At 65.5% G+C, this 9,409-nt stretch carries 9 protein-coding genes; 5 read left to right on the top strand and 4 right to left on the bottom strand.

Annotated elements, in window-relative coordinates:
• On the bottom strand, positions 1–1,362 hold a 1,362-nt coding region (locus DN388_RS19770; RefSeq protein WP_254506117.1), incomplete at its 3' end, for an aldehyde dehydrogenase family protein.
• A 265-nt stretch (positions 1,363–1,627) separates the two neighbouring features.
• Between DN388_RS19770 and DN388_RS19765 the strand changes: the two genes are divergently transcribed.
• The 4 genes from DN388_RS19765 to DN388_RS19750 all read left to right on the top strand — a co-directional run bounded on the left by DN388_RS19765 (position 1,628) and on the right by DN388_RS19750 (position 5,875).
• On the top strand, positions 1,628–3,547 hold the full coding sequence (locus DN388_RS19765; protein WP_100634129.1) for a sigma-54-dependent Fis family transcriptional regulator: 1,920 nt from the start codon (positions 1,628–1,630) through the stop codon (positions 3,545–3,547).
• Positions 3,548–3,612: 65 nt separating this feature from the next.
• The gene (gene mpl, locus DN388_RS19760) at positions 3,613–4,962 is read left to right on the top strand and encodes a UDP-N-acetylmuramate:L-alanyl-gamma-D-glutamyl-meso-diaminopimelate ligase (protein ID WP_255001831.1); all 1,350 of its coding nucleotides are present in this window, start codon (positions 3,613–3,615) and stop codon (positions 4,960–4,962) included.
• A complete protein-coding gene (gene ubiX / locus DN388_RS19755; RefSeq protein WP_043863917.1) occupies positions 4,959–5,588 on the top strand; it encodes a flavin prenyltransferase UbiX in 630 nt (209 codons plus the stop codon). The genes mpl and ubiX overlap by 4 nt, the downstream gene beginning before the upstream one ends.
• Positions 5,585–5,875: a YceK/YidQ family lipoprotein gene (locus DN388_RS19750; RefSeq protein ID WP_043863916.1), complete on the top strand. Its 291-nt coding sequence runs from the start codon at positions 5,585–5,587 to the stop codon at positions 5,873–5,875. The genes ubiX and DN388_RS19750 overlap by 4 nt, the downstream gene beginning before the upstream one ends.
• A gap of 66 nt (positions 5,876–5,941) precedes the next feature.
• Here the strand turns inward: DN388_RS19750 and DN388_RS19745 are convergent, their stop codons facing one another.
• From DN388_RS19745 to DN388_RS19735, 3 genes are all read right to left on the bottom strand, one after another.
• Positions 5,942–6,583: an oxidoreductase gene (locus DN388_RS19745; RefSeq protein WP_043863915.1), complete on the bottom strand. Its 642-nt coding sequence runs from the start codon at positions 6,581–6,583 to the stop codon at positions 5,942–5,944.
• Positions 6,584–6,609: 26 nt separating this feature from the next.
• Complete coding sequence (locus DN388_RS19740) at positions 6,610–8,331, bottom strand: C13 family peptidase (protein ID WP_078481390.1); 1,722 nt, start codon at positions 8,329–8,331, stop codon at positions 6,610–6,612.
• An 87-nt stretch (positions 8,332–8,418) separates the two neighbouring features.
• Positions 8,419–8,874, bottom strand: coding sequence for a MaoC family dehydratase (locus tag DN388_RS19735; protein WP_043863913.1), 456 nt, complete (start codon positions 8,872–8,874; stop codon positions 8,419–8,421).
• A 170-nt stretch (positions 8,875–9,044) separates the two neighbouring features.
• Here DN388_RS19735 and DN388_RS19730 point away from each other — a divergent pair, with 170 nt between their 5' ends.
• Entirely contained in the window at positions 9,045–9,407 is a 363-nt protein-coding gene (locus tag DN388_RS19730; RefSeq protein WP_043863912.1) for a CidA/LrgA family protein, read from the top strand.
• The last annotated feature ends 2 nt before the right edge of the window (positions 9,408–9,409 follow it).

The following is a 9,409-nucleotide window of genomic DNA, read 5'->3' as shown; positions in this document are numbered from 1 at the left end:
TACGCGGCCAGCCTTGATGCCGCGGCCCATGCGATAGGCGCGGTTGATGTCGCGGGTCCATACACCGGCGCCCAGGCCGAATTCGGTGTCGTTGGCAATGGCCAGGGCCTCGGCTTCGTCCTTGAAGGTGGTGATGCTGACCACCGGGCCGAAGATCTCTTCCTGGAACACGCGCATCTTGTTGGTGCCCTTGAGCAGGGTCGGCTGGATGTAGTAACCGGTCGACAGGTTGCCCTCGAGTTTTTCCACCTTGCCGCCCGTGAGCAGTTCGGCGCCTTCCTTCTCGGCGATTTCCAGGTACGAGAGAATCTTGTCGAACTGCTGCTCGGAGGCCTGGGCGCCGACCATGGTGTCGGTGTCCAGCGGGTCGCCACGCTTGATCTGCTTGATCTTCTTCATCACCTCCTGCATGAACGCCGGGTAGATCGATTCCTGCACCAGTGCGCGCGACGGGCAGGTGCACACCTCGCCCTGGTTGAAGAACGCCAGCACCAGGCCTTCGGCGGCCTTCTCGATGAAGCTCTGCTCGGCCTGCATGATGTCTTCGAAGAAGATGTTCGGCGACTTGCCGCCCAGCTCCACTGTGCTGGGGATGATGTTCTCGGCAGCGCATTTCATGATGTGCGAACCCACCGGGGTGGAGCCGGTGAAGGCGATCTTGGCGATGCGCTTGCTGGTGGCCAGCGCTTCGCCGGCTTCACGGCCATAGCCCTGCACCACGTTGAGCACGCCCGGTGGCAGCAGGTCGCCGATCACTTCGAGCAGCACGCTGATGCCCAGCGGGGTCTGTTCGGCCGGCTTGAGCACCACGCAGTTGCCGGCGGCCAGGGCCGGGGCGAGCTTCCAAGCGGCCATCAGGATCGGGAAGTTCCACGGGATGATCTGCCCGACCACGCCCAGCGGTTCGTGGATGTGATAGGCCACGGTGTTGCCGTCGATTTCAGCGGCGCTGCCTTCCTGGGCGCGCAGGCAGCCGGCGAAGTAGCGAAAGTGATCGGCGGCCAGCGGGATGTCGGCGTTGAGGGTTTCGCGTACCGCCTTGCCGTTGTCCCAGGTTTCGGTGATGGCCAGCAGTTCGAGGTTCTGCTCGATGCGGTCGGCGATTTTCAGCAGGATCAGCGAGCGCGCCTGCACCGAGGTGGTGCCCCAGGCATCGGCGGCCGCATGGGCGGCGTCCAGCGCCTTGTCGATGTCTTCGGCACTGGAGCGTGGGAACTCGGCAATCGGCTGGCCGTTGACCGGCGAGGTGTTGGTGAAGTACTCGCCTTTGACCGGTGGCACGAACTCGCCGTTGATGTAGTTGCCGTAGCGGCTCTTGAAGGAAACGATCGCGCCGTCGGTACCGGGATGTGCGTAACGCATGGTGTGTCTCCTGGCTATTGTGCTTGTAGGGAGGATGTAAAGCGTAGTGCAAGGCACGGGCCACTGCCCGGTGGCCTAGTTAAATCAAGGGCTTGGCGCGGCGCGGAGGGCGCCCCGCAGGCGCTGTGTGCCAGCCCCGGCACAGCCTGGGTGACACTCTGTACCCGTCGTGGCACACAACGTGACCCGACGGTCCCGCCACCATTGCAATGCACTGGCGGCAGGAGGATGCTGGGTTCATCTCGTGTGCGGAGAACAATAAAAAGTGCAGAGCAATCATCTGAGCCGGCACGCCCGGCAAGTGCTCACCGTCACCCAGGGCAAGGCGCTGTTGCAGGGGCCGGGCAGCGACCCGTCGATCGCCCGTTCCTGGCTGCGCTGCCTGGAGGACTACCACCTCGACCCGGCCCAGAGCGTTGCGCCCACCGTGCTCGAGCACGGGCGGCTGCTGGAGAGCCGTGAGCGCCTGCAGCAGGTGCTGCAGATCGCCGGCAACGAGATGAACAGCCTGCACCAGCAACTCTGCGGCGCCGGGCACGCGGTTCTGCTGACCGATGCACGCGGGGTGATCCTCAACTGCGTCACCGCACCCACCGAGCGGCGCATCTTCGAGCGCGCCGGGCTCTGGCTGGGCGCCGACTGGAGCGAGGCCTGCGAAGGCACCAACGGTATTGGCACCTGCCTGGTCGAGCGCCAGGCCCTGACCATTCACCAGGATGAACACTTTCGCGGGCGCCATACCGGGCTGACGTGCTCGGCCAGCCCGGTGTTCGATCCGCAGGGCGAGCTGCTGGCAGTGCTCGACGTGTCGTCGGCGCGCCCCGACATGTCGCGCCAGAGCCAGTTCCACACCATGGCGCTGGTCAACCTCTCGGCCAAGATGATCGAGAGCTGCTACTTCCTGCGCCATTTCGAAAACCACTGGCTGTTGCGCTTTCACCTGCAGGCCGAATCGGTCGGGCTGTTCAGCGAGGGGCTGCTGGCGTTCGATGGCGAGGGGCGTATCTGTGCGGTCAACCAGAGTGCGCTGAACCTGCTGGCAACGGCACGCGGTGGGCTGCTCGGCCAGCCAGTGGAGGCGTTTTTCGACTGCGCGCTGGATGAACTGCTCGGGCGTGCCACGGCGGCCGCCAGCACCAGCTGGCCGCTGCGTACCCGCGATGGCCGTGTGCTGTTCGCCAGCCTGCGCGGCCAGGCCCGTGCGGTGGCGCCACCGCTTGCACCGTCGGCCACCAGCACGCCAATGCCGGCACAACGCATCTGCCTGGTCGACCCGGCACTGCAACAGGATTTTCGGCGTGCGCTACGGGTGTTCGAGCGCGACGTGCCGCTGCTGCTCAACGGCGAAACCGGGTGCGGCAAGGAGGCCTTCGCCAAGGCCGTGCACCAGGCCAGCCAGCGCGCGGGCAAACCGTTCGTCGCGCTCAACTGTGCGTCGATCCCGGAGAGCCTGATCGAGAGCGAGCTGTTCGGCTATCGCGGCGGCAGCTTTACCGGGGCGCGCAAGGAGGGCATGCGCGGCAAGCTGCAACAGGCCGACGGCGGCACCTTGCTGCTGGACGAGATCGGCGACATGCCGCTGGCCCTGCAGACGCGCCTGCTGCGGGTGCTCGAGGAGCGCCAGGTGGTACCGATCGGCGGCGAGCCGCAGGCGGTGGATGTGCGCATCATCAGTGCCACCCACCGTGACCTGCTGGGCCGGGTCGAGGCCGGCAGCTTTCGCGAAGACCTGTATTACCGCCTCAATGGCCTGGAGGTCGCCCTGCCGGCATTGCGTGAGCGCAGCGACAAGGCGCAGTTGCTCGACTTTGTCCTCGCCGAGGAAGCCGCGGGCCAACCTGTGCGGCTAGAGCCGTCGGCACGCCGGGCGCTGCTGGAATTTGCCTGGCCCGGCAACGTGCGCCAGTTGCGCAATGTGCTGCGTACCCTGGTGGCCCTGTGCGAGGATGGCCGCATCGCATTCGACGACCTGCCGCCGGTAGTGCGCCAGCCCCCGGCAGCGCTCGAGCCCAGGGTTGCCAGGCCGCAGGCCGAACACCCGCTGGACGACGCCGAGCGGGCCGCGCTGCTGCAGGCGCTGGAGCACAAGCGCTGGCACATGACCCAGGTAGCGGCGCAACTGGGGGTCAGCCGCAATACGCTGTACCGCAAGCTGCGCAAGCACGGGATTGCACGGGGCGCCTAGGCAAACTCAGGATGCGATTTTTCCCACCCTAAGCTACCCTGCCTCCACGTTTCGTGAGGTCGACCATGCACATTCATATTCTCGGTATCTGCGGTACTTTCATGGGCTCGCTGGCGGTGCTGGCCAAGGAGCTTGGCCACCGCGTCACCGGCTCCGACGCCAACGTCTATCCCCCCATGAGCACCCAGCTCCAGGCCCAGGGCATCGAGCTGCATCAAGGCTATGACGCCGCCCAGCTGGAGCCGGCCCCCGACCTGGTGGTGATCGGCAACGCACTGTCGCGGGGCAACCCGGCGGTGGAGTACGTGCTGAACAAGGGCCTGCCCTACGTGTCGGGCCCGCAGTGGCTGGCTGACCACGTGCTGCAGGGCCGTTGGGTACTGGCCGTGGCCGGCACCCACGGCAAGACCACCACCAGCAGCATGCTGGCCTGGGTGCTGGAGCATGCCGGGATGAGCCCCGGCTTTCTGATCGGCGGTGTGCCGCAGAACTTCTCGGTGTCGGCGCGCCTGGGCGCCACGCCGTTCTTCGTGGTCGAGGCCGACGAGTACGACAGCGCGTTCTTCGACAAGCGTTCCAAGTTCGTGCACTACCGTCCGCGCACCGCCATTTTGAACAACCTCGAGTTCGATCACGCAGACATCTTCCCTGATCTAGCTGCCATCGAGCGCCAGTTCCACCATCTTGTACGCACCATTCCGAGCGAAGGCCTGGTCATTTACCCCACCACCGAGCCGGCCCTGCAGAAGGTGATCGAGATGGGCTGCTGGACCCCGGTGCAGACCACCGGCGCCGGTGGCCAGTGGCAGGTGAAACTGCTCAGCGCCGACGGTTCGCGCTTCGAAGTCAGTTTCGAAGGCCAAGCCCAGGGCGTGGTGGAGTGGGAGCTGACCGGCCAGCACAACGTGGCCAACGCCTTGGCCACCCTGGCCGCTGCCCGCCATGTGGGCGTGGTGCCGGCCATCGGGATTGCCGCCTTGAGCGCGTTCAAGAGCGTCAAGCGGCGCATGGAAAAGGTCGCTGAAGTCCAGGGCGTGACCATCTATGATGACTTTGCCCACCATCCGACCGCCATTGCCACCACCCTCGATGGGCTGCGCAAGCGCATCGGCGACGCTCCGTTGATCGCGGTGATCGAGCCGCGCTCCAACTCCATGAAGCTGGGCGCCCACCGTGATGGCCTGCCCCAGAGCGTGTGCGATGCCGACCAGGTGATCTGGTATGCACCGCCCAATCTGGGCTGGGACCTGGCCGCCACCGCCGCCGAGTGCACGGTGCCGTCGATTGTCGCCGACAGTCTCGAGGCGATCATCGAGCGGGTCAAAAGCCAGGCCGCGCCGGGCACCCAGGTGGTGATCATGAGCAACGGCGGCTTTGGCGGGCTGCACGGCAAGCTGGCCGAGGCACTGCGATGAGCGGCCCGGAGCGCATCACGCTGGCCATGACCGGTGCCTCCGGGGCGCAGTACGGGTTGCGCCTGCTCGATTGCCTGGTGCGTGAAGACCGCGAGGTGCATTTTCTGATCTCCAAGGCTGCGCAACTGGTGATGTCGACCGAGACCGACGTGGTGTTGCCGGCCAAGCCGCAGTCGATCCAGGCGTTTCTGACCGAGTACACCGGCGCTGCGGCCGGGCAGATCCGGGTATACGGGCGCGAGGACTGGATGTCGCCGGTGGCCTCGGGCTCCGGGGCGCCGGCAGCGATGGTGGTGGTGCCCTGTTCCACCGGCACGCTGTCGGCAATCGCCACCGGGGCCTGCAACAACCTGATCGAGCGGGCCGCGGACGTGACCCTGAAGGAGCGTCGGCAGTTGATTCTGGTGCCGCGCGAGGCGCCTTTCTCGACCATCCACCTGGAGAACATGCTCAAGCTGTCGCAGATGGGCGCGGTGATATTGCCGGCCTCGCCGGGCTTCTATCACCAACCGCAGACCATCGACGACCTGGTGGACTTTGTGGTGGCGCGGATTCTCAACCTGCTGGATGTTCCGCAGGACATGCTGCCGCGCTGGGGCGAGCACCATGTTGGCGGCGAGGAGTGAAGGCGCTGCTGGTGGCAGGCCTGGCGGTGCTGGCACTGAGCAGCGGCTGCGCCACGGTGCGCACGCTGGATGCGGCCAAGCCGGGGGCACCGGTGGTGTATTCGGGTACGCGGCTGGATCTGTATGCGCTGCAGGGCGGTTGCTGCCCTGAAGACCGTTTTGGCGCGCCGGCACCGGCGTACCCGGGGCTGGACCTGCCGGGCAGTGCACTGCTCGATACGGTGTTGCTGCCGTTGTCGGTGCTGACGGTGCTGGGGGTGGGGTTTCAGGCTACCGGCGGGTTGTAGCCAGCGGCCTCATCGCGGGTCGAGCCCGCTCCCACAAGGGGCTCGACCCACGATGAGGCCTTTGAATTACTTACCCAATCTACGCAGTTCATCGGACTCCACGGTCCGGACCCCGTCCTGCTCTTCCAGCGCCAGGCGCCACAGCGCCCGCGCCAGTTGGCAGGCTTCGATGCCGCGGTACTTGCCCGGCAGCAGCCGCGACAACGGCCCGGCAAACTGTTCACCGAGCCGAGGCTCGATACGCTCGCCCAGCAGTACCGACGGCCGCGCGATGGTCAATTGCGGCCAGTCCTGCGCCATGAGTGCCTGTTCCATCTCGCCCTTGACCCGGTTGTAGAACACCGACGACTTGGGGTCGGCACCAATCGCGCTGACCACCAGCAGGTGCCGTGCACCCATTTCCCGCGCTCGCTTGCTGAACGCCACCACCATGTCCAGGTCGACGGCGCGAAACGCCGTTTCCGAACCTGCCTGTTTGATGGTGGTGCCCAGGCAGCAGAAGGCGATGTCCACGCGGCCGCTCAACTGCGGCAGGAACACCGCCGGGTCGCCGACCGGGTTCTCCAGGTGCGGGTGTTCGGCCAGCGGCCGGCGCGTGGGGGCCAGCACACGGCTCACGGTTGGCTCGTTGAGCAGCCGATCCAGCAAATGCTCACCAGTCAGCCCGGTGGCTCCGGCAATCAGGATGTGCTGAGGCGTCAGGTACATGATGTCTCTCCCTTGATACAGTCAGCTTAGTGGCTGCTTGTATTTTCTGCTTGTACCGCATCGGCACTTTGCAGTGCTTTTCGTGCCTGTTGCTGGCGCAGCTTCTGCCAGTGCTGCAGCACCCGTTGCGGCGCCCACAGCTGAGGTTCGGAAGCCTCGAAGCCATCGGCCTGCTCGCGCTGCTGCACCGTGGTCTTGGCCAGTTCGAAGGCCTGCTGCAGGTCGTCGGTCTGGTTCAGTGCCCGGGCGAACAGTGCTTCGCCGAAATAGGTGAAGTCGGCCTCTTCGGAGCAGCCGAATGACACCCGGTCGGCACGCGATGCGGTCATGATCAAGGTCTTGTCGTCCTTGAGTGAATCGATGTAACCCCCCGAGTAGCACGCAGAGATCACGATTATCTTGTCACGTTCCTTTAGTGGGGCAAGCGCGGCCGAGAGTTCATCGGCGGGCAGGTCGGCCAGTTGCAGGCGCGGCAGATCCAGCACCAGTTCATGTTCGTGGCTGCCGTGGCTGGTCAGGTAGATGAACACCAGGTCTTCGGGGCCGCTGCGCTCGGCCAGGGTGCGTGCGGCCCGCGCCAGGTTCTCGCGGGTGGCCAGGGGGCGGTCGGCCATGTGGTCGCGGTGGTTGACCAGGGCGACCTGGCCAGTGGCACCGAAACGGGTCTTGAGCATGTCGCTGACGTAGTCGGCCTCGCGCATGAACACGCTCTGGTTGCCATCGCCGGCCAGGGCCAGGCTGTACAGTTCGATGGCCGGGGTGGAGGCCGGTACCTGGGCCAGCGCCTTGTCGAGCAGGGTGCCCTGCTTGAGCAGGGCCAGCTCCAGGGGGTCGGGCAACAGGCGCCCGTGTTCGTCGCGCACGCGCAGGCCGTTTACCCAGTGGCCGCTTTCGACACTGCCGTCGACCTGCGTCAGCCGGCCTTTGCCCTGGTAGGTGTCGTTTTCGAAACCGCCGACGTACAGGCTGCCGTCGGGCAATTGCAGACGGCCCTGGCCGGCGAAGCGCCAGTCGCGAAACTCGCCCTTGTAGTGGCTGCCGTCGCTGCCGAACAGCTCGCCCTTGCCGGTCAGCGAGCCGTCGCGGAACTGGCCGATCCAAACGTCGCCATCGGCGTTTTCGTAACGGCCGCGACCTTGCAGGTGGTTGTCCTTGAATTCGCCGATGTACTGGTCGCCTTCGGCGCTGTTGAAGGTGCCGCTGCCCTGCAACTGGCCGTCGACGAAGCGCCCGCTGAACTGGTTGCCACTGGCATCGCTGCGGATGCCTTCGCCGTGGGGTTTGCCCTTGGCGAACAGGCCCTGGTACTGGCTGCCGTCGGCCAGGGTCAGTTCGCCGGCGCCGTTGTACTGGTCGTCCTTGAACTGCCCGCGATACTGCACCTGGCCTTCCCTGAGGGTGCCTTCGCCGTCACGCCGGCCAAGCTTGAAGCCGCCGCTGTAGTGGCTGCCCGGGGTGGTCAGCTCGCCCTGGCCGTGAAACAGACCCTGCTGGAACTCGCCGCGGTACACCTCGCCATTGCTGCCGTGCCATTCGCCGCGGCCCTGCCACTGGCCCTGCTGGAAGTTGCCGGCATACCAGCTGCCGTTGGGGTAGTCGATGCGCCCCGGGCCCTGCAGCAGGCCATTGACCACGTCGCCACGGTAGCGGCCGCCATCGGGCAGGCGGGCGTCGGGCGGTGACAGCGGTTCACCGTCGCCACAGGCGGCGAGCAGCAGGGTCAGGGCAAGGGGTACGAATGGGCGCATGGCGGGGTCCGGGCAAGTCAGGCCCCGAGTATGCCGCAGTTTGTCGCGGGTGAAACAGCCGCTGGCAGCTGTTTCACCTTGGGCGGGTCAGACGAAGCAGAGCGACAGCGGCTCGGCGATATAGGCGGGTTTGTCCTGGCCTTCGATTTCCAGGGTGGTGGTGGCCTTGAGCAGCCACTGGCCCGGTTTCTTCTCGATGGCCTCGCTCAGGTCGACCTTGAGACGAACCCGCGAACCGACCTTCACCGGCTGGATGAAGCGCACGCTGTCCAGGCCATAGTTGACGACCATCTTCAGCCCCTCGGGCAGCACGAGGATGTCTTCCATCAGCTTGGGAATCAGCGAAAGGGTGAGAAAACCGTGGGCAATGGTGCTGCCAAATGGCGTTTTTGCCGCCTTCACCGGGTCCACATGAATGAACTGGAAGTCGCCGGTAGCCTCGGCGAACAGGTTGATGCGCTCCTGGTCGATGGTCAGCCACTCGGAACGTCCCAGTTCCTTTCCAACGTACTGCGCCAGCTCTGCAACGGGTACATAGGGCATTGCGACTCTCCTGGTTGTCTTTGATTTTGTTGTGACTGCTACAGGTTCGACTGCTTAAGATCAGCACGCCGACCGGATGCGGTCAAGTCACCGTTGTTTCAGCGAATATCGGGGTATAGACCAGTCGTTAGCGTGCTTATAATGGCCGCCAGGCCTGAGGGAGAAGTGCAATGTTGTTGCGTGGTTTGACGTGGCTCGTGCTGTTCCAGTTGCTGGGGACGGCGATCAATCACCTGTTTCTGTCGATGCTGCCGGGGCCGATCATCGGGCTGGTGCTGTTGCTGGCGTACCTGATGCTGCGCGGCGAGGTCAGTGCGCCGTTGAGCGAGGCGGCCAGCAGCCTGCTGCGCTACCTGCCGTTGCTGCTGGTGCCGCCGGCGGTGGGGGTGATGGTGTACGCCGCCGACATTGCTGCCGACTTCTGGGCCATCGTCGGTTCGCTGGTGCTGTCGGTGCTGATCGCCCTGGCGTTCTGTGGCGTGCTCATGCAGAAGATGATTGCCCGTCAGGCCCGTCGTGAGGAAAAGCCATGAGC

The sequence above is a fragment of the Pseudomonas sp. S12(2018) genome (assembly GCF_024355235.1).
Classification (GTDB): Bacteria; Pseudomonadota; Gammaproteobacteria; order Pseudomonadales; family Pseudomonadaceae; genus Aquipseudomonas; species Aquipseudomonas palmensis.
Note: the sequence above shows the minus strand (reverse complement) of the source record. Positions and strands in the feature narration are given on the sequence as shown.

What these genes read in the sequence shown, in the direction of transcription:
- mpl (WP_255001831.1), top strand. Translation starts at nt 3,613, where the DNA reads ATGCACATTCATATTCTCGGTATCTGCGGTACTTTCATGGGCTCGCTG.
- ubiX (WP_043863917.1), top strand. Translation starts at nt 4,959, where the DNA reads ATGAGCGGCCCGGAGCGCATCACGCTGGCCATGACCGGTGCCTCCGGG.
- DN388_RS19745 (WP_043863915.1), bottom strand. Translation starts at nt 6,583, where the DNA reads ATGTACCTGACGCCTCAGCACATCCTGATTGCCGGAGCCACCGGGCTG.
- DN388_RS19740 (WP_078481390.1), bottom strand. Translation starts at nt 8,331, where the DNA reads ATGCGCCCATTCGTACCCCTTGCCCTGACCCTGCTGCTCGCCGCCTGT.
- DN388_RS19735 (WP_043863913.1), bottom strand. Translation starts at nt 8,874, where the DNA reads ATGCCCTATGTACCCGTTGCAGAGCTGGCGCAGTACGTTGGAAAGGAA.
- DN388_RS19730 (WP_043863912.1), top strand. Translation starts at nt 9,045, where the DNA reads ATGTTGTTGCGTGGTTTGACGTGGCTCGTGCTGTTCCAGTTGCTGGGG.